A 22,585-nucleotide genomic window follows, 5' to 3' on the forward strand; every position below is an offset into this window, starting at 1 on the left:
AAGTCACGCTCTTGGCGGGGATGTGCTCCAGACTCGCCCCTTTGAGGGCGCGCCGAAGCAGAAGCATCCCCTTGGGCCTTCGGATATGGACTCCTTGCCCGAGAAGAAGGGCTGTGTCGTTGAGAATCACCCCGCCCCTGAGAGGAACGAGGACGCCGGGGGGAGGGAGGCTTCACTCCTGGCCCGCCATAATGGACCACTCCTCAAGGACGTCGTCCGCGCAATCCGTGATCGAACCGGCTCCCATCGTCAAAACAATGCCTTTCTCGCCGCATTCTCGGGCAGCCAGACGCGCCGCCTCATGCATATCAGGCACGTAGAGTGCTCCCTCGATCTTCGAAGAAATCAGTTCAGCCGTGACCCCGGGTTCAGGATCCTCACGAGCCGCATAAATCTCAGTCACAACAACACGATCCGCACCCGAGAGGGCCTGGGCGAAGCGCTCAGCGAAAATCCGGGTCCTTGAGAACAAGTGCGGCTGGAACACCACCACCACAGGAGCATCCCCAACAACAATTCTCGCCTCAGCAATTGACGCTGCGACCTCTGTTGGATGGTGCGCGTAATCGTCGAACACGCGCCGTCCATCCACCTCGCCGCGCGCCTCGAAACGCCGGGCAGTCCCGGTGAAAGCCTCAAGAGAGCTCGCCATCACCTGCGGTTCAATTCCGAGTAGCACTCCAGCCGCCCACGCAGCCGCGGCATTCAAAATGTTATGCACGCCAGGAACATTCACAGCAACACGAACGATTCCAGCCGAGCTCGCGAATATTGCACTCCCCGAACGGGCACTAAGCTCCAGTTCAGAAATCTCAATGTCCGCTGGAATGAGGCTGGTTTCAGGACGACCATAGGTCAGGACCCGGATACCGAGTTCAAGGGCAGCACTCGCAAGACGGGCCGCTCCCGGATCCTCAGCGCAGACGATCAGCACACCCCCCACATCAAGCTGCCTCGCAAAATCAAGGAAAACCTCCTCGAAAGCCTCAGGAGTGCCATACCGATCCAAATGGTCGGGCTCAACATTCGTCACGATCTCAATATTTGGCCGATAGTTGAGGAAGGAGGCATCGGACTCGTCGGCTTCTGCTACAAAAACATCACCTGTCCCCAGATGAGCGCCCGAGCCGAACTGGGGGACGATCCCCCCAACCGCCACCGAAGGGTCGAGTCCCGCCGCCCGCAGTGCGACCGCCAGCATCCCTGAAGTCGTCGTTTTCCCATGCGCGCCCGCCACGGCGAGGAAACGCATCCCGGAAGCGGCCAAGGCGAGAGCCCGAGAACGGTGAATGATCCGCTGGCCACGTTTTCGTCCGATCACAAGCTCAGGATTTGTCTCGCGGATCGCCGTTGATACGACAATCGTCGCGTCTTCTGGAACATTCGCCGCATCGTGACCGACGAAGCAGGAGATCCCCCGTGACTTCAGACGAGTGAGGGCATCAGAGTCGGAGCGATCCGAACCGGACACGGTCGCGCCACGCTCTTTGAGGAGCTCAGCAACGACGGACATCCCGGCGCCGCCAATACCGATCAGATGGAAAGAGCCCTCGATGGGCCTGAGAACTGTGGTCGTCATAATTCTCCGATCACGGACTCGATGAGGTCAACGAAGTCTGAAGCCGCGTGGACGCGCCCCTGTCCGCGTGAAGCCTCAGCCATTGTTTTGAGGCGCTCAGATCCTAGAAGCGGGAACACGCGGCTCGCAGCGTATTTTGCGTTGAGATCAGAGTCTTCCACGAGGATCGCGCCTCCTGATTCGACGTGCCCATGGGCGTTCAGTCGCTGCTCCCCATTGCCGATCGGTAAGGGCACATACACACAGGGCAAGCCCAAGGCAGTCATTTCTGCAACGGTTCCCGCACCCGAACGACACACCACAAGATCAGCAAGTGCGAGGGCGTCTTCCATTGTCTTCAGATAGTCGCAGACGAGCCAGCGTTCCTCGACTCCAGCTGCTCGGATCGCCTCACGCACCGGCCCGTCCTTGCCCCGACCGGTCAGATGGATGACCTGCACGCCCTCGGGCAGACGCTCGGCGGCTTGAGAAAGAGCCCGGTTCAAGCTCAGGGCCCCCAGGGAGCCTCCTGTGATGAGCAATGTCGGCAGGTCCGGGTTCACTTCAAGGCGAGCTGCGGCCTCAACACGTGCTTGGCGGGCGAGACTCGGGTCAAGGCGCTTGTGCGCGAGTTGTGCAATGGCGGGGCGAAGCGGCAGGCCCGTCACTTCGGTTCGCCCCTGGCGTGCGACAAGAGGGGTGTTGTCAAAAGTCAAGGCAAGCAGAGCCGCGCTGCGCGCACCGACACGATTTGCAAGCCCTGGACGGGCATTCTGCTCGTGAATGACGATCGGGACGCCGAGCCTTGTCGCCGCACGATATGCCGGGGTCGACACGTAGCCGCCGAAACCGACGACGCACTCGGCGCCGCGAACCACATCCTCACAGGCCGCGACTGCACGGCGCCACTTCCTGGGGAAACGCAGGGCCTCAAGGTTGGGCCGCCTCGGGAAAGGCGCTTTGTCAATAACGGACAGCTCCAATCCGGCGGCAGGTACAAGATCAGATTCGAGGCCCTCACGAGTACCTAAGACATCGACCGTGAAGTTGCGTTCGCGCAGAGTGAGAGCAGTTGCGAGCAGGGGGTTCACATGACCTGCGGTCCCACCACCGGCCAACACGATCCTACGAGTCATTGTTCTGTCACCTTCTCAACACTTCCGCGGTCAGCGCGTCTGCGTCTGCGTGCCTTGCGAGGATCACGCATCCCGCTGAAGGCATGCGACTGCCCCCACATTGTCATACCAGTATCCGCCCTCGCGAAAGAAGCGATTACTGCAATACCGATGACGGTGAAGAGGAAAGACGAGCCCCCGTGGGACACGAGTGGAAGCGGAACACCAACGACCGGTCCGACTCTCGTGACCGAAAAAACGTTGATGATCGTCTGAAAGCCGATCCAGGTGGCGACGCCACCCGCGACGATGACGGCATAGGGGTCCTTCGCCGCTTGGCAGACTCTGACCAACCCCCAGACGAGTAAGGCGATTGTCACGAGGACCGCGATCGAGCCGAGCAGACCGAATTCCTCCCCGATGATCGCAAGAATGAAGTCCGTGTGCGCGGCCTGGAGATAATCCCACTTCTCGCGCGAAGCTCCAGGTCCGAGGCCTGTGAAGCCCCCTGAGCCGAAAGCCCACAGGGAATGGTCGATCTGCTCTGGTTTTGAAATATTGCGCTCCGTGTTACCCGGCATGACTTCAAGAATGCGTTGGATTCGCGTCGGGTTCTTGCCGACAAAAATGCCCAGGACGGGCATGGCAGCTAAAATCACAACCCCGAACCAGCGTGAAGGCAGCCTCGCCACCCACAGGGCCCCAAGTGCAAGGCCAGCGACAACCATGGCTGTGCCCATGTCATGACCGAACATGACGAAGACGAGGGCGAGGCCGAGCAACCCCCCTGCTTTGACGAGCATCTGGCGCCAATCGTGAAGGCGAGCCCCCGGATGAGTCAAAGACTTCGCCAAAACGAGGAGCAGAGCGAGTTTGAGCAACTCGGAGGGCTGGATCAAGAACGGCAAGCCCGGGATCCACACCCAGTTGACGTTTCCGCCTTCTTCCCTCCCCAAGGGGGTCAAGACGAGGGACTGCAAGATCAGTGCGAACACGAAAACCGGGTAGGAGAAGGTCTTGAAGAACTCGATCGGGATCTTGTGCACTCCGTAGGCGATCAGCAAACCCCCCAGAATGACCAGGAGAGGCTTCATATAGTCGAGGTAGGGATTCTCACCACCAAAGATCGAACTCACGGTCTGCGCAGAAAACCCCATGAGCATCCCGATAATCGCCAAGACCAGCGCGGGAATGACGATAAGGTAGTAGGTGACCACCGGATTCAAGCTCCCCGCGCTACGCCCTTCGGAAACGAAACGTGGATTCGAGATTGGCGATCTCAGGCGAGCCCAGCCTTCACGCAGAGCTTCCATCGGTACTCCCCCATTGTGCGGCCAAACGCTTCACAGCTTCAACGAAAATCTCTCCGCGCTGAACGTAGTTCTCGAACTGATCCCAGGAAGCGCAGGCGGGGGCGAAAACAACCGTGTCCCCGGGTAAGGATAATGCGACCGCTTCGTTGACAACGGAGAACATCCAATCCTCGTGTCCGTCAACCTCCACGAGAGGAACTGCGGGCGCACCTTGAGTAAAAGCCCGCAGGAGGGGTTCACGCTCCTCACCGATGACGATCGCACCGCGAAGCAGAGGAGCAACCTCGGCGACCAGCCCAGTCAGGTCCTGCCCTTTCGTGTCTCCACCGACGATCCACACGGCGCGACCTGCCGGAATCCCAGCGAGGCAGGCGCGTGCAGCGTGCGCATTCGTCGCTTTCGAGTCGTCAATCCACGTCAGCTCCGCTGCCTGCGCGACAATAGCGCGACGGTGAGCGAGGGGACGATACTCACGAAGACCAGCAGATACGGCCTCAGGGCTAACGCCGTGAGCGCGGGCAAGGGCCGCGGCGGCGAGGGCATCGTTGATGACGGCAGCACCCGGATGCGGCCCGTAGGCGCCCTCCAAGTCCGCAAGGTCCGCCAAATGAATGGCGTGGGTCTTTCGCTCCTCAAGGAAGGCACGATCAACGATGCTTCCTTCAACAATTCCCACCTGAGACAAGTACGGGGTACCAAGAGTCACGCCGATCGCCCGTGCGCCCTCGACAACATCAGCGTTCTCCACCATCGCTTCGACCACCCGGTCTGAAGCGGGATACACGCAGGCGATCCTCGTGCGCTCATACACCCGTGCTTTGTCGGCGGCGTAGGCCTCCACAGAGCCATGCCAATCCACGTGATCGGCGTCGACGTTCAAGCACACAGAAGCCTCAGGGGACACGCTCAGCGTCGTGTGGAGCTGGAAAGAGGATATTTCGACGGCGAAGACCTCAGCATCCGAGTCGATTGCCTCCGTGATGGGGGTACCGACATTGCCGACCTCCATGGCATTCTCACCGTTGGCCCGCAGGATCGAGCCGAGCATGCCAAGGGTCGTGGTCTTCCCATTCGTGCCTGTCACGACAAGCCAGGGACGGCCCGCATGAGTCCCCTCTTCTTGGAGGCGCCACGCAAGCTCGACTTCTCCCCACACGGGGATCCCCACCGCTTTCGCGGCTGCAAAGATCGGGGCGTGGGCTGGGATGCCCGGGGAGACGACGATGACCTCCGGTCCGGCAAGGATCGCCTCTTGAGCAAGCTCCTTCGCGTCCTCGACGACGGTGACTTCAATGGACTCGAGGCCCTCGAAACTGTGCTTCGGGGGATTCTGGTCGAACACGAGCACCTCACGCCCCCGGGCGAGAAGAGCGCGAGCCGCACCCCGACCGGAGGTGCCCCAGCCGATGACGACAACGCGCCCGCTCATAGCTTCGACACCCATTCGGCGTAGAAGACACCTGCGCCCGTGATCGCGAAGAGTGCGGCGATCAGCCAGAAACGGATAACGATCGTGACCTCTTGCCAGCCTTTGAGTTCGAAATGGTGGTGCAGCGGAGCCATGCGGAAAACCCTCTTCCGGGTCTTCTTGAAGACGAGAATCTGGATGACGTCGGACATGGTGATGACGACGAAAAGACCACCGATGATGATCGCGAGGAACTCAGTGTTCGTCAGGATCGACAAGCCCGCGACCGCGCCGCCGAGAGCGAGGGAACCTGTGTCACCCATGAAAATGCGTGCCGGCGAGGCATTCCACCACAAGAAACCCGCCAAAGAACCGATCAGTGCGGCCGAGAAGACCGCCAGATCCATGGGATCACGCGTCATATAACAGGCCGCCTCCGCAAGATTCGCGTGGTCGGAGTAGCACGACTGGATGCGCTGAAAGTAGGTGATGAAGGTGTAGGCGCCAAAGACGAAGATCGACGCGCCCGTCGCCAGCCCATCAAGACCATCGGTCAGATTCACAGCGTTCGACCAGGCCGCGACAATGAAATTCGTCCACACGAAATAGAGGATGACGCCGATCGTCAACCCTGCGAAGGCGAGAGTCACAGCTGTGGGACGAGCAAGGGAAATCGCCAGAGAACCAGGAGTGATGCCATGCACATTCGGACGGAGCAAAGACATTCCGGCAAAAACGGCGGCGACCAGGATTTGGCCGACGATCTTCGCTCCCGCGTGAAGTCCCAGGGAACGCTGACGAAAGATCTTGATGCCATCGTCAAGTAGGCCGATCAGCCCCAGACCCACGAACAACACCAGCAGCGACCAGCCCGACCAGGAAGGACCCACCCCGGCGATGAAAGAACCGATCAGCCAAGCAAGAACAGTTGCGAGCATGATGACGAGGCCGCCCATCGTCGGCGTCCCTCGCTTCGTGAGGTGTTGAGTCGGTCCATCCTGGCGGATGAACTGCCCATACTGGTGGCGCGTGAGAAATCCGATGAGAAGCGGTGTGCCCAGAATCGAGACCGCGATAGCGATGACGAATGCGGCAATAAGTCCGATCAACGCTGGACTCCCTTCTCGCGGAGAAGATCCGCTACCTTCCACGACTGTGAACCGTAGGACCCCTTCACGAGGACAACACAGCCAGGCTCCAGTTTCGCACAGAGCAAGGCTGCGGCCTCCTCAACACTTCCAGCGAGCACGCCCTCGACCTTTTCACCCGCCCCCTCGAGGTAGAAGTGCGAATCTCCTCCAAGGACGACAAGCGTCGTGACTCCCCCATCTCGCGCCATATCTCCGACCGCCCGGTGAAGCTCAGCGGATTCCTCGCCGAGTTCGAGCATCTCGGACAACACAGCGAAACGAGGGCGATTCTGGCCGATAGCGGCAAGGGCTGCGAATCCCGCTCGCATCGAATCGAGGTTCGCGTTATACGCGTCGTCAATCAGGGTGAAAGGAACGCCCTCGATTTCAAGGTCCACCACATCCATACGATGCGGGGACAAAGCAGTTGCGCCGTTCACCGCGGCGAGGACCTTGTCGAATCCGATCCCGAGAACGAGGGCGCCGGAAATAGCGGCAAGCGCGTTATTCACATGGTGGACGCCCGCGACTCCAAGAGCAACCTCACCCCTGCCCTCCGGGGTGAGGAGTGTGAAGCGCGCGCGATCGAAGGCATCCCTCGTGACATTGAGGGCACGAACCTGCGCTTCAGGCTTGCCTGAGGCTGAAAAGGTCCAGACCGGGCCGCTCGCAAGAGGAGCCATCGCCATCACACGCTCATCATCAGCGTTGAGAATCACCGGAGCGCCAGGCACAGAGCCGACGATGAGCTCAGCCTTCGCCTTCGCGATTCCCTCAACCGAGCCGAAACCGCCGAGGTGGGCGTGGCCGACCATCAATTCGACCGCCACGTCCGGAGCGACAATCTCCGTGAGGTAGGCAATATGGCCTGGCCCGGAGGCGCCCATCTCCAAAACCATGTGTCGGGTCGTGTGATCAGCGCTCAAAACCGTGAGCGGCAGCCCGACCTCGTTATTGAAGGAGAGTTTGGGGGCGATGGTCGGAGCATCGGCGGACAAGATCTGGAAGAGGAGGTCCTTCGTCGTGGTTTTACCCGCCGAACCGGTCACGGCGATCACATCGAGGCTCTGATTCGCTCGAAGGTCATGAAGGTGGGCGCTCGCAAAATCGCCGAGAGCTTTCGTCGACTCGGGAACAAGAATCTGGGCGATCCGTGGGTCGAGGTCGAGGATGCGCTCAACGATCACTCCAACAGCACCACGCTCAACCGCTGCCTGAGCATAATCGTGTCCATCGCTCATCTCGCCACGGCGCGCAACATAACAGGAGCCTTCCTGAGCTTCGCGCGAATCCGTGACGACAGGGCCGGTCACCATCCGGTCGGGACCGTGCAGTGTTCCAGTGACAGCCTGAGCGATCCAACCCGCCGAGCGTTCCATCTTCTTCCTTTCCTCGGCCCGCGTGAGCGCGGACGTCACTGCGTCGGAGTCGTCGGATACAGATCCGGCGAGCTTGACGATGCGGGAATCCCGAGGTTCCTCACAGCCACTTTGGCGACATCTCCGAAAAGCGGCGCGGAGGAATCTGAGGAGATATACCCGACCTTCGGATTGTAAAGGACGACAGAAATCGCCAGGCGCGGAGCATCGACGGGAAGGAGGCCGGCCGTCGTTGAAACGACGCCATGACCGCCGTCTTCGAGGATGATATCCGCGGTGCCGGTCTTCACTCCAAGACGGTAGCCGTTAACTTTGGCTGCCCCTGCCGTACCGAGTTTGTCTTCGACGACCGATTCCATCATCGTCATGAGAGTTTGCGCTGTCTGGGCGTTCATTGCCTGGGTCGGGGTCGGAGCCTCGGGGATGACAGCAGTCCCATCGGCGTTCGTCACCGATTTGACGATCCGAGGAGCGATGCGGACCCCTCCATTTGCGATGGTTGCGAGGAAGGATGCTTCTTGCAGGGGGGAGATCGAATAAGACTGCCCGAACATAGACACATAACGGTCGCGTCCAAGCCATTCGGTGTCCGGGCGCACACTGCCCCCGGTTTCGCCCGGAAGTTCAATCCCGGTGGGTTCACCGAATCCGAGGCCTCGCATCATCGTGTAACGCTGCTCGTCACTCACCGTCTGGCCCACGAGGACAGTCCCCGTGTTCGAAGACTCAGCGAGGATTCCCGTAGCGGTCAAGACCTCGCCGGAGTGCTCATGAAAATCCGTGATCGGACCGCCCGCATCAGCCAGGTCCAATTGATAAGGAACGTTGAAAACGGTGGTCGGCGTGATTGATCCTGCTTCGAGGGCTGTGGCGAAGGTGACGAGCTTACCGACAGAACCGGGTTCGACCGCGTACTGGACGGCGGAAACGGCCTGCAGATTCGCATTATCGGGCACCGTCGAGTTCGAATCCGCAAGGACCAAGATCTGCCCGGTCGAAACATCTTCAACAACGATCGAGCCCCAATCGGCCTGGTGCCTACTCACCCTTTCGTCGAGGAGTTCTTGGACCTGGTGCTGTAGATCGGCGTGGATCGTCAAAGCGACTGACGCGCCGTCAACAGGATTCTTCACGGTCTGCTTGCCACCCGGAATCACCGCTCCATTGGGTGCGATTTCGAAGGCCTCCGTACCGGGAATCCCTTTGAGTGAGTCCGTGTATTGCGCTTCAATTCCGGAAGATCCCTTCCCATTGGCATCGACAGTTCCGATCACGGGAGCTGCGAGCGCACCATTCGGATAGGTGCGCTCGTACACGGCTTCCCATTCGATGCCATAAATGTTCAGGGCCCGGATCTTACGGTAGGTGACCGCATCAACATTCCTCTTGACGTACTCGTACCTCGAGGAACCCATGAAAAGGCCGCCCAGTTCTGCTGTGCTCATGCCCAGCAGCTCGGAAAGTTGGCGAGCGGCCTCAGTGGGCCCGTAACCGACGACAACATTCTTCGTCTGTCCCTCTACCTCTTGTTTCTCATAGTGCACGTACTTGCGGATGTTCTCCTGGTTCACTGCGATGTCATAGGTGAGGATCGAGTCAGCGAGAACCATCCCGGTCGCATCGGTAATCTGACCGCGCTTCGCCGCGATGTCCGACTTCGATGTGCGCACCGCTTCGCCCTCGGCCGCGAGTTCCGGGGCTTGGACGATTTGCAGGTTGACGAGGCGCACGATGCACACGCAAAGCAAGAGCACGACCATCAGGAGAATGTGGCGAGCTCGTCGAGCAGATTGATTCATGGTTTCGCCTTAGCGCGCGGCGGGCGTTCCACCTTCAACGACGCCCGTATTCAAAGTGATGAAGCCTGTGTTTCCCGCGGGAACCATTCCCTGCGCGCGAGCCTGAGTCTCGAGCGAGGAGGGCGAGGAAACCTCCTCGATTCTCACTTGCATTGACCATGCTTCAGCATCGAGCTCGTTGAGGATGATCTGCTGGGAACGGATTTCGTAGGCCGTTTGCGCCATGCGAGTGTGCAGGAAGATCGAAGTGGCTGCCGAAACGATGAGTACGGTGAGCAAGACCGCGAAGAAGACGAGGGCGGAGCGCCCGCTGCGTTGCCCTTCAATAACCCGGATCTGTTGGACGGAGGCGTGCAGGCGCTCCGGACGGGAGGCGGGCCCGGTTTGGGCTGCTGCTGCTCTCATGAGAGCTCCTTCCATTCGCGAACGAGTCGGACGCCGCGCAGTCGTACAGAAGCGGATCGAGGATTGTGGGTGATTTCAGCGTCATCGGCCATGCGGGCTCCTCTGGTGAGCAGCTCAAGGCTCGGTGCCATGTGCTCGGGAATCACCGGGAGCCCAGGAGGCAGATCGATCGAGGAGCCCGCTCGGAAGATCTCCTTGACGATCCGGTCCTCCAAAGATTGGTAGGACTCGACCACGAGGACGCCGCCAGTGTTCAGAGAGCGCAGTGCCGCTGGAATCGCATCTTCGAGGATCCTCAGCTCGTCATTAACGGCGATCCGCAAGGCCTGGAAGGTCCTCTTCGAAGGGTTGCCACCGCTTCGACGTGCGGGGGCTGGAATGGCTGCGCGAACAATATCAGCGAGTTGACCGGTGCGGCTCAGCGGCTCCGTATCTCGGCGTTCAACGATGCGCCGGGCAATCCGGGATGCGAATCGTTCCTCCCCGTAGACGCGCAGGATCCGAGCGATTTCTTCCTCGGGTGCGCTCGCAAGGAGTTGGGCTGCACTGATCCCACTCGTGGGGTCCATTCGCATGTCCAATGGAGCGTCCGCGGAGTAAGAGAAGCCGCGTTCGACCTCGTCGAGCTGGAAGCTGGAGACCCCCAGATCCATGAGGATCGCGTCCGCTTTTCCACTTGGCGAGTGTTGGGCCACGACCTCGTCAATGTGGTCGTAGGTGGTCTGCACGGCGGTGAAGCGATCAGCGAAGGGGGCGAGGCGCTGGGAGGCGAGGGCGATGGCCTGGGGGTCGCGGTCGATGCCGATAAGGCGGATGTCGTGGAATCGTTTGAGGGCCGCTTCGGAGTGCCCGCCCATGCCGAGGGTGCAATCAACGAGGACTCCCCCTTCATCGGGCAGACCGAGTGCGAGCATGTCGAGGCATTCGTCAAGAAGGACGGGCGTATGACGCGCCGAAGTGTCGGGGGTGCCCACATCCGCTCCTTCCTGTCGAGGGCGACTCGTGGAGCCGGGTCCCCCACCGGGCTCCGCCATCGGGGAAGTGATGTCGGAACACGGATGGAGACCGAGCACAACGAGTCAGAACATGCCGGGGATGATCTCCTCAGCGGTTTGCGAGAACACCTCTTCCTGGACGGCGAGGTACTCGCGCCAGGCTTTGGCATTCCAGATCTCTGCACGCGAACCGGCACCGATGACGGTGAGTTCACGGTCGAGACCGGCGTAGGTCCGAAGATCGGCTGGGACGCTGATGCGCCCCTGCTTATCCGGAACCTCCTTGTAGGCGCCCGAGAGCATGACTCGGATCCAGTCGCGCGCCTGTTTCGACGACAGTGGCGCGTTCATGAGGTCCTTCGTCATTTCCTCGAACTGTGAGGCAGGGAATGCGTAGACGCAGTGCTCCTGACCTCGGGTGAGGACGATGCCGCCCTCCATGTCCTCGCGGAACTTGGCGGGGAGGAACATGCGTCCTTTGTCGTCGAGCTTGGGCTCGTATGTGCCAAGGAACATGTTTCACCGCCTTCCCCCGCGGAACACTTTTCCCCACTTTACCCCACAAACTGACTTTCAGGGCACCGTTTTTCGGAAGATCCTCCACACAACAGAGCAACAATCCGCAGAACCATGCGGAAAACTTGCGGTGGTGAGAAGTGGGGAAGATTTTCTCGAGCTTGTCTGGAGTGCGAGAGAAGAGGGGGTTATCAGACGCCCGAATCAGTGTTTTGCCTGCTCTGGGGCTCCTCAAGGAGGAATGTGGAGCGCCCCGGGGTGCAAAGTGGGGACGAACAGGGAGCAGGGCCGGGGTGGAAAGTGGGGAGGAGACAGCTCCGAACTCACCGGCACCCAGACCTCGATCATCAGGGAGCAGCTCGGGGTGGGCAGTGGGGAGGAACAGGGGGCGGGTCGGGGTGGAAAGTGGGGACGAGGGAACAGCATGGGGAGGATGGTGGCAAACAGCCTTCACTCCCCCGCTGGCTCAGCACTCACTCCCCAGGGTGGAAAGTGGGGACGATCAGGGAACGCCCCGGGGTGGAAAGTGGGGGCGCCCAGGGGCTTAGCGCTCACTCCTGGGCACAGCGCTTACGCGCCCGGGCACAGCGCTCACGCCCGGGCACAGCACTCGCCCACACGTCGGACACACCCCCATAACAATGCGCACCGCAGGGCACGACCTTGGTTACAAGTCGGACATAACCCCTGCACAACACGCAAAGACCAGACCTCGACCTGGGGTTACTCCAACGATCCACGACACAGTGTTCGACTTGTGGACCACACAAGCACAAGGGCGCACGCAATAATCACAGGGGCGCACGCACAAGGCGCACTCTCAGAATCCCGGATTCCAGATCCGAGCAAAACTCAGTGACGGCCCCGCTCTTGCCAACGACGCTCCTGATCCGCAAGGAAACTCGCCCAAGAACTCCGCTGGCGCTTCACCTTCTTCTTCAGAGAAGGAACCCCACTGCCTTTCGGCGAAGAGATCGCGAACCACACACCGCCGACCATCAAAATGAACCCAGCGACGCCCAGGAGGATCGACACAAGCGAATAACCGAGAGACACCGCAGCAACAAGAACGATAAGGCCCACAACGGCGAGCAATGCTCCCGCTGCGATGCGACGGGGGGAAAGGCGAAGTGGGGCATGGTCCTCAATGGGAGACTCCATTTGAGACGCGAAAGCCGGGTCAGCACGACGGAACTCTTCTTCCATCTGTTCGAGTACTTGCTTCTCATAATCGGAGAGAGCCACGACGCCTCCTTTCAGATCCGTACCCCCAGTCTAATCCGTCGCGTGACCCTCAAGCGATTCAGTTCCACCAGGGCGCTGAATCAGAGTCGCCGGCGCAATCGCATTCCTTCCAAAACGCGAGAGCACCGAATCCATCGCACGCTCCGAGGCGAGGGGCTTGCCGTCCTCGTCCAAAGTGACAGCGATCCCCTCGTCCCTTGAGCACAATCCCTCGCAGCGGACCCCCACGAGGCGAACTCCACCCGCAGGCATCACCTCACGTTCGAAAAGCCCCTTCACAGCCTCGAAGACAATGCGCCCGACGTCGCTCGGGGCGTGAAGGGTCGTGGAACGCGTCAGAGTTTTGAAAGCAGGATCACGCAGTTTCAGGACAATCGTCGACGCAACCCATTCGTGAGCGCGCAAACGTTGGGCGCACTCGTGGGAGGCCTTGAGGAGGAAGGCTTCCACTTCCTCGCGGGTTCGCAAGTCCTCATCGAAGGTCTGCTCCGTTCCAATGGACTTCTCCTCGCGCTGGGGCGCAACCCTGCGTCGATCAATCCCCCACGCCAGATCATGAAGCCGGTGGGCATTGGCGACTCCCACAATGCGGCTCAGCCGAGACATCTCCAGCTTTGCCAGATCTCCGATCGTGTCGATGCCCGCCTCTTCGAAGCGTTTGGCGGACACGGCCCCAACTCCCCATAGGGCACCCACGGGTAATCCATGAAGAAACTCCACAGTCCTATCCGCTGGGATGAGGAGGAGGCCATCGGGTTTCGCATTCGAAGACGCGATCTTCGCGACAGATTTGGAAGAAGCGATGCCCACACTCGCAGGAAGCCCCACTTCTTCGCGGATTCGAGCCCGCAGCATGCGCCCGATGCTCGTCGGAGAACCCAAGCGCCGTCTCGCCCCCGACACGTCGAGGAAGGCCTCATCAATCGACACCTGCTCCAACTCGGGAGTCACCGAAGAGAGGATCGCCATGACACGTTTCGAATACTCCGAATAGGCGCCCCGGCGTGAAGGCACGACCCTCGCCTCGGGACACAAAAGTCGTGCCCGAGCCATCGGCATGCCCGCACGCACGCCCTTCGCCCTCGCCTCATAAGTGGCCGAGGTAACGACCCCACGATTGGAGGTCCCCCCAACAATGATCTCCTTGCCCGCCAAAGAAGGGTCTTCGGCGAGCTCAACCTGCGCGAAGAAGGAATCCATGTCGATATGGAGGATCGGGGTCGCTGAATCGTCATCTCCCCAAAAGCGGCGCCCCCTGGCGTCGCGCGGCGCATTCGACATATCCCCTCCTCTCCTCGTCTCGCTACAGTGTCCCCCATGGCACGGGTATCAGCGCGCGGAAGTGAATTCCACACAGTCGATTCGGGCGAGGTCGAGATCCGCTGGGATGGGCCCATTGCCACCGTATTCCTCAACGGCGTCGAATCCTCAGCGATCCACACTGATGATCCCTCGATCCTTGAATTCGAGTACATGCAGCACGCGAACTGCGCCCTCGACGCAGTATTTCCTGCTCCGCAGAGGATTCGAGCACTCCACTTGGGAGGAGCTGCATGTGCCCTCCCTCTTGCTTGGGCTACTCTGCGGCCCGGCTCGCGTCACAGCGCCGTCGAGATCGACCCCGGCCTCGCGGGCGCTGTACGCGATTGGTTCGATCTGCCTCGCTCTCCGGCTTTATCCATCCGGGTTGGGGACGCTCGCGCCGTCATGTGCTCCATGAAAGACGCCTCTTTCGATGTGATCGTCCGCGACACCTTCGACGAGGGGAAAGTCCCCGCTCATCTGCGCACCACCGGCTTTGCCCGTGAGGCGAGGCGAGTTCTCAAATCTGAGGGGTTGTTCCTCCTCAACTGCGCCCACGGGGGCGGCGAGGACGCCAGGCGCGAGATCGCCTCGCTTCGAGAAGAGTTCTCGCAGCTGTGCTCAATCCAGGATCCGAAGGTCGGTCGCTCGGGTCGGCGCGGTAATGTTCTCGTCGTTGCGAGTAACTGCGCGTATCCGATTGATGAGCTCGATCGGCGACTGCGCACACTGCCACTTCCTGCCCGAGTCACCCATGGGAAGGCGCTGGAGAAATGGTGCGCGGGTGCCAAGCCCTTCCTCGATCCAGAACCCTCATCTCAAGGCGTGGGCGTGGCTCAAGGCGCAGACTCGACTCAAAGCGAAGACTTGGCTTCGAAAGCCCGGGCTTGACTCGAGGCGCAGGCGTGGCTCAAGGCGTGGGCGTGGCTCAAGGTGTGGGCGTGGCGTCGAAAGCCCGAGCTGCAGTCCTTTCAGACGGCGCCCTTCAAGATACGAGCCTTCACTACGGGCACTTTTATGACGGGCCCCTTCAAGACGGTGCCGAGTTCGTCGAGTCCCCTCAAAAGAATCAGTGAGAGGATTCTTCGCCCGAGTTCTGCTCGCCACTTGCGGACTCGCCCTGGGCTGAAGGCCCCGCACTCGACGAAGCAGCGGACTCATCTGATTCAGGCTGAGCGCTATGGCGAGGGCGCCCGACGTTCCTGGGAGCATTCGGGTTCAGCCTGCGCAGCTCAACACGGCGCAGCGCCGCCTGAAGCGGATCCGATTCTTCTTCCGCTTGCGCCTCTTCTGCCTCGTCTTTTTCTGGCTGCTCCGCGAGGTTCGCGAGATACGCCTCAATGACGTCGCCAATGTCCTTCTCAGTCTTGCGCTCAGACCTCAAAGGAGTGCGTTCAGCCCACTCTCCCGGGGGAACACCGTCTTTGCCAGCTCCGCTCAAGGCATCAAAGTGTTCCTCGAGGGCGGCCACAGTGCGCTGCATCTCCGAGTTCGATTCCAAAATCCGCTCGATCGCCGTGTGTTCTTCGGCGGCGTCCTGTTCGAGTTCACCCACGGGAAGAGACAAGTCCGCCAGATCCGACAAAGCACTCAAGAGTGCGGAGGCGCCTGCAGGATATGCGGCATCCGCGACGTAGAAGGGGATGGCGGCGAGGAACACGATCCCCGGAATCCCCTGATTCGCCAGCCGCTCCTGCAGGAAAGTCGTCATCGGCGTTGGGAAACGCAAGGTCGCCGCCATCTGAGGCTGTTCAGGAATAAGGGCCTTTTCCGTAGCCTGGACATGAACGGGCGTCGGCCTCGTATGGGGAACCCCCGAGGGCATTCCGTTGAAAGAAACGACGATCTCTACACCCGCTCGGGTCGCAAGTTCGGTGACGATCCTCGAGAAGGACTCCCATTTCGCATCCGGCTCAGCACCGTGAAGCACCAGCACAGGGTTGCCGAGATCGTCTTTGACTCGGTCGAGGACGAGTTCGGGCATCTCCACGGACTCGAGCACCCAGTCACTCACCGTCGCGAAAGGCCGGTGAGACCTGTAATCGAGGAAAGCATCCGTATCGAAAGTGGCGACGCGTTCCGTGGGCAGCGAACGCAGCATCTCTTCAACTGCCAGACGAGCGGCACCACCCGCATCGAAAGCACCGTTGAACTGGGCGACGAGGATCCGCGCCTTCGTGTCCTCGACATCTCCCCGCCAGAAGAGGTCTTCATCGGTTGAGCGCACGGGCCTCTCCTTTCAGGTCGTCAGTTCTCATGCCCCTTCCACGCTACCTGGATGGACAAAGCGATGCGCGCCTAGATCCACGAGTTGCGCCATGAGCGAAGGAGAACGAGAGCAAAGGCGAGAAAGAACAGACATCACGAACGAGGGCGAGGGCCGGGGCGAACGAGGGCGAGGGCCGAGCCACACGAAAACCGAGGTCCCCTCCCACACACCCTGCAAGACAGGCAGAAGCCGGGGCCGAGCCACAGAAGGACTGGGGCCAAGGCCTTGGCACCATGAGCAAGGACGAGGGGGCACCACGAAAAAGAAGAAAGAACACCATCAGCACGACGCCCCAGACACCACGAAACGAGGGCGAGGGCCACCACGAACACAAGAGAACACCTGGCCGGTTCTTCTCCGTGGACTTGGCGAAGCCTCCGGCTGCACATGAGGCACAATGGTTTACCCCTCTTCACCGACCGCAAAGGAAGCGCATGGCCGAGCAGCCCTCAACGCACTCGAGGCCTCCCCTCCCAGAGCAGGAATTCGTTGACGCCGCCTACGCGCGTCTCGACGCATTGCGCCGCTCCTACCGTGAAGGCCAAGCGAAGGCTCATGCCACGCACGGCGTCGGCAATGCACAGGGCTGGACTGAAAGGGACGCGATCTCCTCTCACCTGGGAGATATGGCAGCCCGCCTCGAAGGGGTCGAAGAACGCCTCGTCTTCGGCCGACTCGATACGAAAGAAGGGCTCGTCCACCATATCGGCAGGCTCTCACTCCTCACCGAGGAAGGCATCCCTCTTCTCATCGATTGGCGCGCCCCCGCCGCGATGCCCTTCTATCAGGCGACCGCTGTCGAACCACGAGGGGTCGTCAGGCGCCGCCACATCACAACGAAAAAGCGGAACGTCACCGCAATCGAAGATGAGCTCCTCGATTCACACTCCACGAGCGCCCTGGATCTTCAAGGAGAAGGGGCCCTCATGTCCGCGCTCACAAAGGCGCGCGATGGGCGAATGGGCGACATTGTGGCGACGATCCAATCTGAACAGGATCAAATCATTCGCGCAGCCGACGATGGCCTAGTCGTCGTTCAAGGCGGGCCGGGGACCGGCAAGACTGCTGTGGCGCTGCACCGCATCGCCTATCTTCTCTACTCGCAGCGCGAGCGTCTTGAGCGCTCCGGGGTGCTTCTGCTCGGGCCTTCTCGGGTTTTCCTCCAATACATCGAAAAGGTCCTGCCTTCCTTAGGTGAGACGGGCGTTGTTTCCACGACTCTTGGCGACCTGCTTCCCGGGATCAGCGCGAGGGGCAGCGAAGCTTTCGCCGTCGCGCAGGCGAAGGGACGCTCCGGCTGGTCCAGACTTTTGCGCCAGGCGGTCCGTTCCCTTCCCAGACTCATTGACGAGCCTGTGCGCCTTGAAGTGTGGAACCGCAGTGTTGATCTTCTTCCCGAGGACGTGAACGCGGCCTTCAAACGTGCGCGCAACTCCCATAAGACGCACAACGAGGCGCGAGAGATTTTCGCCCGCGAGCTTATGAAGACGCTCGCCAAGCGTCTCGCAAGCGAAGCCGCGGAAGGGCTCGGGCGAGTCGAAGAAGAGGACATTGCGAGCTGGACTGCGGAGATTCGAGATTCCATTGATGCTCGTCGTGCGATCAACCTGGCGTGGATGCCCACGGGTGCTCAGACTCTTCTCACGCGCCTGTATGCGAGGCCACAGCTTCTCCGCGCTCTCAATGCCTCGGCGAGGCATCCCTTGAAGGATGCGGATCTGGAACTTGTCGAGCGGCATGGGGGTGAATGGACGCCGGCAGATGTGCCGCTGCTCGATGAACTCGAAGAGCTTCTCGGTCCGATGCCGAACTCGAGGAGGAGTCGTCGCGACTCCACCGCAAAAGAGGAGATCAAGCGAGCTCAGGAGGCAATTGATCGGCAAGGATTGGGTGGGGGCATTGTGACCGCCGCCCAGCTCGCCGCATCTGCGAGAGCCGAGGTCGAGTGGAGCCCCCTGACGGAGAAGGCGGCCGCTGACCGCCAGTGGGCCTACGGTCACATCGTCGTCGACGAGGCACAGGACCTGTCGCCGATGGCGTGGCGCGCACTGCTTCGACGCTGTCCCTCCCGCTCGATGACGATCGTGGGAGACCTTGATCAGCGTCGCGGGAAGAATCGCCCCCATACCTGGGTCGAGGCCCTGGGACCGGCTCGCCGCGCTTATTCGGGCGAGTACGTGCTCTCCGTCTCCTACCGGACCCCGGCGACTTTGACCGCTATCGCTGAGTCGGTGATGGCTCGGGCCGGTGAGCCCGTCGTCCACCCCATGAAGGCCGTGCGAGATGTCGAGGATTGCTACCGAGTTGTCAGAGTCGAAACTGAGAGCGAAGCGGGGGGCCCAACCGAGGCGAAAGGTGAAGCCTGTTCGGGAAGCAAGGCCCACCCGGGGGGCGAAGCTGAGGCGAAGGCTGAGGTCCAGCAGCAAGACGAGACCTTGCGAGGGGGCGAATCCTTAGCAGGCCATGAGCCTGTGATTGGCCGCAAGAGCGTTCACACTCACGAGCGACTCGTGAGCGCGGTGAAGCAGGCGGTGAACCTCGCCCTCGAACGTCTCGATGCCGAGTCCGGTGAAGGCTCAGGCCGCGTCGCGGTGATCGTCGGTTCTCAGCGCGCTTCGATGTGGGGAGCGGATGTGACGGGAAGTCGGGGCTTGGACTCGCGAGTCTCGCTCTTGTCCGCTCCGGCCTCGAAGGGCCTCGAATTCGACTCGGTGATCCTCGTTGAGCCCGCAGAACTTCTCGAGGACGGCCCAGGGGATCTCTTCGTCGCCCTGACGCGAGCCACCCACGATGTGACTGTCCTTCATGAAGGAGAACTCCCAGCGGGAATGGAGGAATGGTAAGCCCGGTGAGGCGCGAGCCTAAGGAATGGTGAACCCGATGTTCGGGGCGAGCCGAATGTTCAGAAGGTAAACGCGTTTCCCGTGCTCACCAGTTTTCTGGCACCATTTCGATCATGACGCGAGCACTCCTCCTTGAAAATCCCCATAAGACCGCCGACGAAGTTTTCGTGAAGAACGGTATCGAGGTCGTTCGCAACCCCGGAGCCCTCGACGAGGCCGAACTGATCCGAGCTCTTCAAGGAGTCGACTACCTCGGCCTGCGTTCGAAGACGAGCGTCACCCGTGAAGTGCTCGAAGCGAACCCGCAGCTCAAAGCAATTGGCGCCTTCTGCATTGGAACGAATCAAATCGACCTGGAAGCGGCGACCGAGTTGGGTATCTGCGTGTTCAACGCCCCTTACTCCAACACCCGTTCCGTGGTCGAACTGGCCATCGGCGAGATCATCGACTTGTGTCGACGCGTCACTGTGAAGAACTCGCGTCTTCACCGTGGCATCTGGGACAAGTCCGCTGACGGCGCGCACGAGGTCCGAGGCCGAACCCTCGGCATCATCGGCTATGGCAATATTGGCACTCAGCTTTCCGTGCTCGCGGAAGCGATGGGCCTCAATGTCATCTTCTATGACGTCGCCGAGCGCCTCGCCCTCGGCAATGCCACACAAATGCCGACGATGGAATCCGTGCTGCGTGAAGCGGATATCGTTTCAGTCCACGTTGACGGCCAACTCGTCAACGCTAATCTCTTCGGATCCCGCGAGTTCGCGATGATGAAACCCGGAGCTCTCTTCATCAACCTGTCGCGCGGCTTCATCGTCGATATCGATGCTCTCCACGACGCCCTCGTCTTAGGTCATCTCGCCGGGGCGGCAGTCGATGTTTTCCCCGAAGAGCCCAATAAGAACGGCGACCCCTTTACCTCTCCTCTGGCAAAACTCGACAATGTGATCCTCACTCCGCACATCGGAGGTTCTACGGAAGAGGCTCAATACGACATCGGTCGTTTTGTTGCGAGCAAGATCGCCGACTATGAGAACACGGGCTCGACCGATATGTCCGTGAACCTGCCGAACCTCCAGCTCAGTGCTTCCGAGGAATCGCGCTACCGGATTGCCCTCATCCATCGCAACACCCCCGGCGTCCTCGCAACCGTCAACAACACTTTCGCCCAGACTGGCGCGAACATCGGTGCTCAAATCCTTGGAACTGCGGGGCAAACAGGCTACGTGCTCACGGATATCAACTCCGAGTTGCCTGTTGAGGCGATCGAGAAGATCCGTTCCATGAAGGATACGATCCGTCTGATCACGACTCGCCTGTGAAGGTGTCGTGGCTTGGGGGTGAGATCTTTCCCTCGTGCTCATCCCAGGGCGGCTCCTCGTAGAGTAACCTACGGTTCCGTAGGTAAAGTCGATTAACGGAGGCACTGTGTCCCTCACCGACGATCTTCGACGCGGCTACGCGCCCGGCGTTGCCCTCGAGGTCTCAATCCCCGAACTTACGCTGCCGCAAATGGTGGAGGAAGTGGCACGCCGATACCCGCAACGCGTCGCCCTCGACTTCTTCTCCCGCTCGATCACCTACGCGCAACTCGTTGACCGCGTCCGGCGCGCCGCATCAGTGCTCGCCCGCGCGGGCGTCGCCCCAGGCGATCGCGTTGCCCTCATGATGCCGAACTGTCCTCAACATGTCATTGCGATCCTCGCGACAATGACTCTCGGGGGTATCGTCGTCGAGCACAACCCCCTGTCTCCCGTCCTCGAAATTAAAAAAGAGTTCGAAGCCCATGGTGCTCGAGTCGTCATCGCCTGGGAGAAGTCCATCGACAAACTTGCTTTCCTCAAAGACGAGGCGACCGTCTTCTCCGTTGACCTCACACGTGCCATGCCGGGGGCCACCCAGTTCCTCCTGCGCCTGCCCGTGAAGGCGGCGAAGGAAAAGCGCACGGCTTTGTCCGCCAAGCCCCCCACGTGGACGCGGTCCTGGGATCGCGAGGTCATGCAATCACCCCGCTGGTTGAACGAGCGCCCCGTCAGCCCCGACGACCTTGCCCTCCTCATTCATACTGGTGGCACGACCGGCATTCCGAAGGGTGCAGCCCTGACGCACCGCAACATCCTCGCCAATATTGCCCAGTCGATCGCCTGGGTTCCTGTCCTCCACGAAGGCGCAGAAGTCTTCTACTGCGTTCTGCCCTTGTTCCACGCTTTCGGTTTCACGATTGGGCTCTTTGCGGGGCTTCGCCTCGGTGCAAGCGTCGCGTTGTTCCCCAAGTTCGATACAACGATGATCCTCACGAGCCAAAAGCGCCTGCCCTGCACCTTCTTCCTTGGTGTCCCCCCGATGTATGAGCGCCTACTCAAGACAGCGGAGACAATGGATGTTGATCTGAGCTCAATGACTTTCTCCCTTTCGGGAGCGATGCCCCTGTCTGGGGAATTGGCGAAGCGTTGGGAAGAGGCGACCGGTGGCCTCATGGTCGAGGGCTATGGCATGACTGAGGCCTCCCCGATTATCCTTGGCTCTCCCCTGTCCGATTCTCGCCGCCCCGGCGCTTTGGGCATTCCCTTCCCCTCGACTCAGGTTCGGATTGTTGATCCCGAGGATCCTGGAGTGGATGTTCCCGAGGGCGAGATCGGCGAATTGATTGTGAAAGGCCCGCAAGTTTTTAGCGGCTACTGGGAGCGCCCCGAAGAGACTGCAGAAGCCTTGTGGAATGGTTGGTTGCGTACGGGTGATCTCGTGCGCGTCCAGGACGGCTTCATCCATATGGCTGATCGTCGCAAGGAGATGATCAATGCCTCCGGTTTCAATGTGTACCCGAGCCAGGTTGAAGACGCCGTTCGAGATATGCCGGGCGTTCGCGATATCGCAGTCATTGGCCTTCCCGCAGGAAGCGCGGGCGAGAATGTGGTCGCCGCGGTTGTCCTTGAAGCAGGCGCCTCGGTCACCCTGGCGGACGTGCGCCAGTGGGCGGAGAAGTCGATCGCTCACTATGCTCTTCCCCGCCAGATTGTCGTCATGACTGAGCTGCCGCGCTCTCAGCTGGGCAAAGTCATGCGTAAGAAGGTCCGCGAGCAGATTCTCGACACCGCTGATTCTGTACTCACCGCTGCCGGTCAGGTCCGGAATGCGGCCGATCAGATGCGCAGCGCCGCTGATCAGGTGAGAAGCGCGGCCGATTCTGCGGCTGCGAGCGCTGCCGCGAAGCTTCGTAGTTTGAAGAACCGCGAGTGAGAGGAAATGCTGAGCAGTAGAAGAATGCCCGCCCAGGGCTTTCCAAACGACAGGGCTGGGGCCTGAGGACGTTC

General features: G+C 60.7%; 18 protein-coding genes. 5 read left to right on the forward strand and 13 right to left on the reverse strand.

Annotated features, from left to right (window positions below; all coding sequences use genetic code 11):
* Positions 1 to 172: 172 nt before the first annotated feature.
* The 12 genes from murC to dinB all read right to left on the reverse strand — a co-directional run bounded on the left by murC (position 173) and on the right by dinB (position 14,144).
* Complete coding sequence (murC, locus tag JFX23_RS04200; RefSeq protein WP_198775862.1) at positions 173 to 1,579, reverse strand: UDP-N-acetylmuramate--L-alanine ligase; 1,407 nt, start codon at positions 1,577 to 1,579, stop codon at positions 173 to 175.
* The gene (locus tag JFX23_RS04205; protein WP_198775863.1) at positions 1,576 to 2,694 is read right to left on the reverse strand and encodes a UDP-N-acetylglucosamine--N-acetylmuramyl-(pentapeptide) pyrophosphoryl-undecaprenol N-acetylglucosamine transferase; all 1,119 of its coding nucleotides are present in this window, start codon (positions 2,692 to 2,694) and stop codon (positions 1,576 to 1,578) included. The genes murC and JFX23_RS04205 overlap by 4 nt, the downstream gene beginning before the upstream one ends.
* Positions 2,691 to 3,986 carry an FtsW/RodA/SpoVE family cell cycle protein gene (locus JFX23_RS04210; protein ID WP_198775864.1) on the reverse strand — a complete coding sequence of 432 codons (1,296 nt, stop codon included), beginning with the start codon at positions 3,984 to 3,986 and terminating at the stop codon, positions 2,691 to 2,693. Before JFX23_RS04210 ends, JFX23_RS04205 begins: the two co-directional genes overlap by 4 nt.
* Positions 3,970 to 5,430 (reverse strand): UDP-N-acetylmuramoyl-L-alanine--D-glutamate ligase, encoded by a 1,461-nt coding sequence (gene murD / locus JFX23_RS04215; RefSeq protein ID WP_233050565.1) that lies wholly within the window; start codon positions 5,428 to 5,430, stop codon positions 3,970 to 3,972. Before murD ends, JFX23_RS04210 begins: the two co-directional genes overlap by 17 nt.
* The gene (gene mraY, locus JFX23_RS04220) at positions 5,412 to 6,503 is read right to left on the reverse strand and encodes a phospho-N-acetylmuramoyl-pentapeptide-transferase (protein ID WP_198775865.1); all 1,092 of its coding nucleotides are present in this window, start codon (positions 6,501 to 6,503) and stop codon (positions 5,412 to 5,414) included. The genes murD and mraY overlap by 19 nt, the downstream gene beginning before the upstream one ends.
* Positions 6,500 to 7,903 carry a UDP-N-acetylmuramoyl-tripeptide--D-alanyl-D-alanine ligase gene (locus JFX23_RS04225; RefSeq protein WP_198775866.1) on the reverse strand — a complete coding sequence of 468 codons (1,404 nt, stop codon included), beginning with the start codon at positions 7,901 to 7,903 and terminating at the stop codon, positions 6,500 to 6,502. The genes mraY and JFX23_RS04225 overlap by 4 nt, the downstream gene beginning before the upstream one ends.
* Positions 7,904 to 7,938: 35 nt before the next feature.
* Positions 7,939 to 9,702, reverse strand: a complete 1,764-nt coding sequence (locus JFX23_RS04230) for a peptidoglycan D,D-transpeptidase FtsI family protein (protein WP_198775867.1) — start codon at positions 9,700 to 9,702, stop codon at positions 7,939 to 7,941.
* Positions 9,703 to 9,711: 9 nt separating this feature from the next.
* The gene (ftsL, locus tag JFX23_RS04235) at positions 9,712 to 10,107 is read right to left on the reverse strand and encodes a cell division protein FtsL (RefSeq protein WP_198775868.1); all 396 of its coding nucleotides are present in this window, start codon (positions 10,105 to 10,107) and stop codon (positions 9,712 to 9,714) included.
* Entirely contained in the window at positions 10,104 to 11,081 is a 978-nt protein-coding gene (rsmH, locus tag JFX23_RS04240; RefSeq protein WP_198775869.1) for a 16S rRNA (cytosine(1402)-N(4))-methyltransferase RsmH, read from the reverse strand. Before rsmH ends, ftsL begins: the two co-directional genes overlap by 4 nt.
* A gap of 105 nt (positions 11,082 to 11,186) precedes the next feature.
* Complete coding sequence (mraZ, locus tag JFX23_RS04245; RefSeq protein WP_005961682.1) at positions 11,187 to 11,618, reverse strand: division/cell wall cluster transcriptional repressor MraZ; 432 nt, start codon at positions 11,616 to 11,618, stop codon at positions 11,187 to 11,189.
* 852 nt (positions 11,619 to 12,470) lie between these two features.
* Positions 12,471 to 12,863, reverse strand: a complete 393-nt coding sequence (locus tag JFX23_RS04250) for a DUF3040 domain-containing protein (RefSeq protein ID WP_198775870.1) — start codon at positions 12,861 to 12,863, stop codon at positions 12,471 to 12,473.
* 30 nt (positions 12,864 to 12,893) lie between these two features.
* Positions 12,894 to 14,144 (reverse strand): DNA polymerase IV, encoded by a 1,251-nt coding sequence (dinB, locus tag JFX23_RS04255; protein WP_198775871.1) that lies wholly within the window; start codon positions 14,142 to 14,144, stop codon positions 12,894 to 12,896.
* A 36-nt stretch (positions 14,145 to 14,180) separates the two neighbouring features.
* Between dinB and JFX23_RS04260 the strand changes: the two genes are divergently transcribed.
* Complete coding sequence (locus JFX23_RS04260) at positions 14,181 to 15,056, forward strand: spermidine synthase (RefSeq protein WP_198775872.1); 876 nt, start codon at positions 14,181 to 14,183, stop codon at positions 15,054 to 15,056.
* A gap of 50 nt (positions 15,057 to 15,106) precedes the next feature.
* Positions 15,107 to 15,241, forward strand: coding sequence for a hypothetical protein (locus JFX23_RS09495; RefSeq protein ID WP_005961689.1), 135 nt, complete (start codon positions 15,107 to 15,109; stop codon positions 15,239 to 15,241).
* Here the strand turns inward: JFX23_RS09495 and JFX23_RS04265 are convergent.
* Positions 15,235 to 16,392: a proteasome assembly chaperone family protein gene (locus tag JFX23_RS04265; protein WP_005961691.1), complete on the reverse strand. Its 1,158-nt coding sequence runs from the start codon at positions 16,390 to 16,392 to the stop codon at positions 15,235 to 15,237. The two genes, JFX23_RS09495 and JFX23_RS04265, sit on opposite strands and share 7 nt — an antisense overlap.
* A 476-nt stretch (positions 16,393 to 16,868) precedes the next feature.
* Here JFX23_RS04265 and JFX23_RS04270 point away from each other — a divergent pair, with 476 nt between their 5' ends.
* The 3 genes from JFX23_RS04270 (at position 16,869) to JFX23_RS04280 (ending at position 22,511) form a co-directional block, all read left to right on the forward strand.
* Complete coding sequence (locus JFX23_RS04270) at positions 16,869 to 19,277, forward strand: HelD family protein (protein ID WP_198775873.1); 2,409 nt, start codon at positions 16,869 to 16,871, stop codon at positions 19,275 to 19,277.
* A gap of 113 nt (positions 19,278 to 19,390) precedes the next feature.
* Positions 19,391 to 20,596 (forward strand): phosphoglycerate dehydrogenase, encoded by a 1,206-nt coding sequence (gene serA, locus JFX23_RS04275; RefSeq protein WP_198775874.1) that lies wholly within the window; start codon positions 19,391 to 19,393, stop codon positions 20,594 to 20,596.
* 106 nt (positions 20,597 to 20,702) lie between these two features.
* Positions 20,703 to 22,511: an AMP-binding protein gene (locus JFX23_RS04280; protein ID WP_198775875.1), complete on the forward strand. Its 1,809-nt coding sequence runs from the start codon at positions 20,703 to 20,705 to the stop codon at positions 22,509 to 22,511.
* The last annotated feature ends 74 nt before the right edge of the window (positions 22,512 to 22,585 follow it).

The sequence above is a fragment of the Schaalia cardiffensis genome (assembly GCF_016405145.1).
Classification (GTDB): Bacteria; Actinomycetota; Actinomycetes; order Actinomycetales; family Actinomycetaceae; genus Pauljensenia; species Pauljensenia cardiffensis.

Bases quoted from the DNA above. Each gene is read 5' to 3' on its own strand.
- murC (WP_198775862.1), bottom strand. From the start codon at position 1,579: ATGACGACCACAGTTCTCAGGCCCATCGAGGGCTCTTTCCATCTGATC.
- JFX23_RS04205 (WP_198775863.1), bottom strand. From the start codon at position 2,694: ATGACTCGTAGGATCGTGTTGGCCGGTGGTGGGACCGCAGGTCATGTG.
- JFX23_RS04210 (WP_198775864.1), bottom strand. From the start codon at position 3,986: ATGGAAGCTCTGCGTGAAGGCTGGGCTCGCCTGAGATCGCCAATCTCG.
- murD (WP_233050565.1), bottom strand. From the start codon at position 5,430: ATGGGTGTCGAAGCTATGAGCGGGCGCGTTGTCGTCATCGGCTGGGGC.
- JFX23_RS04225 (WP_198775866.1), bottom strand. From the start codon at position 7,903: ATGGAACGCTCGGCGGGTTGGATCGCTCAGGCTGTCACTGGAACACTG.
- JFX23_RS04230 (WP_198775867.1), bottom strand. From the start codon at position 9,702: ATGAATCAATCTGCTCGACGAGCTCGCCACATTCTCCTGATGGTCGTG.
- ftsL (WP_198775868.1), bottom strand. From the start codon at position 10,107: ATGAGAGCAGCAGCAGCCCAAACCGGGCCCGCCTCCCGTCCGGAGCGC.
- mraZ (WP_005961682.1), bottom strand. From the start codon at position 11,618: ATGTTCCTTGGCACATACGAGCCCAAGCTCGACGACAAAGGACGCATG.
- dinB (WP_198775871.1), bottom strand. From the start codon at position 14,144: ATGTCGAATGCGCCGCGCGACGCCAGGGGGCGCCGCTTTTGGGGAGAT.
- JFX23_RS04260 (WP_198775872.1), top strand. From the start codon at position 14,181: ATGGCACGGGTATCAGCGCGCGGAAGTGAATTCCACACAGTCGATTCG.
- JFX23_RS04270 (WP_198775873.1), top strand. From the start codon at position 16,869: ATGGCCGAGCAGCCCTCAACGCACTCGAGGCCTCCCCTCCCAGAGCAG.
- serA (WP_198775874.1), top strand. From the start codon at position 19,391: ATGACGCGAGCACTCCTCCTTGAAAATCCCCATAAGACCGCCGACGAA.